This window comes from Kitasatospora sp. NPDC056531 (assembly GCF_042794375.1).
Classification (GTDB): domain Bacteria; phylum Actinomycetota; class Actinomycetes; order Streptomycetales; family Streptomycetaceae; genus Kitasatospora.
Map to the genome: position 1 here is coordinate 490 of NZ_JBHTTU010000308.1, position 1534 is coordinate 2023.

The window sequence follows — 1534 nt, forward strand, 5'->3', positions numbered from 1 at the left end:
CCCGACCGGTTTCCGGTCGGGGCCTTCGTCGTGTCCCGTCTCAGTCTTCCTCTCAGTCGGCCCTTTTCGGGGGCCTGGCCTGTTCGGGTGCCATCTGTGAGCCATACCGGTCACCAAGGGCGAAGGCCTCCGAGGCGAATGCCGCAGGCCCGTACAACCTCGTGTGGGGCGCCGGCTTCCCGCCGCTTCCGGGCAGGTCAGCCAAGGCCGTGCGGCCATCGCCCCGATTCCGCGCGGGTGAGCAGCAGAAGGAGGCGGGACGTGCCTGCAGCTATGGGTGCCTGGCACCGGTGGATGGCGGCCGCGACGGTGATGGTGACGGCTGGGGCACTCGGTTCGCTCGGGGCGGGCACGTCCGCAGCGTCCGACTGATGGGATGGGACCGTGCCCAGTGCGCGACCCAGCCCGCCCCGCCGGCGACGAACGTACCGCCACCGATCACCTCCGGCAGCGATGTGTGGAGTTTCGTGTCCGCGCCGAAGCTGCATCCCATGCGGGTCACCGTGACCACGCGACACCCGGGCACGGCCCCGGGGGACGTCTTCGTCGCCCCGTACAACCTCACCCAGCCGGTCGGCCAGACCGGGGCGCTGATGCTCGAGGACTCCGGTGATCCGGTCTGGTTCCGCCCGCTTCCCGTCGCGAACCTCGAGAACGGCGACTTCCGGGTGCAGACGTACCACAACCCCCGGAGCGGCGTCACACAACCGGTGCTGACGTTCTGGCAGGGAACCATCGCGATCCCCCCGTATTACACCGACCTGCCCGGCGGCGCCCCCGAGCCGGGAGGCTGCTACTACATCTACGACGACCACTACCGCCTGCTCAGGACGGTCTTCGCCCGGCACGGCTTCTACCCGGACTTCCACGAGTTCCTCCTGACGCGCCGGGGGACCGCGCTGTTCATCGCCTCCAAGCCGGTCCCGATGGACCTCACCCCGTACGGGGGGCCGAAGAACGGAGCCATCGAGGACAGTGAGGTCCAGGAGGTCGATCTCGCGACCGGGAAACTCGTCTTCTCGTGGGACATCCTGGACCACGTGAACCCGGCGGACTCCGAGGTGTCAGCCTCCTCGGCGTCCTCGTCCGGCGGGGTGTGGGACGCCTATCACGTGAACTCGATCGACGAGGGCCCCGACGGCCAGCTGCTGATCTCGGCCCGAAACCTCTGGGCGGTCTACGACGTCGCGCGGCAGACAGGCGACATCCGCTGGCAACTCGGCGGCAAGAGAAGCGACTTCAGCTTCGGCCCGAACGCGGACTTCTACTGGCAGCACCACGCCCGGTTCCGGCCGGGAAACCGGATCAGCATGTTCGACGACGGCTGCTGCAACCAGCCGGACGGCACCCCCGAACAGCAGTCACACGGCCTGATCCTCAACCTCGACTTCCCCAACCACCGCGCGACCACGGCGCGGACCTACTACCACGCACCGGGGTTGTACGCGGCGTCCCAGGGAGACACCCAGGCACTCACCAACGGCAACGAGTTCGTCGGGTGGGGGCAGGAGTCGTACTACTCGGAGTACAGGGG

The 1534-nt window shown here is 68.5% G+C and carries 1 protein-coding gene; it reads left to right on the forward strand.

The window, feature by feature from the left end:
• Positions 1–491 precede the first annotated feature (491 nt).
• Positions 492–1534: arylsulfotransferase family protein (locus ACFQ87_RS45930; RefSeq protein ID WP_380616997.1), on the forward strand; the 1043-nt coding region annotated here is incomplete at its 3' end.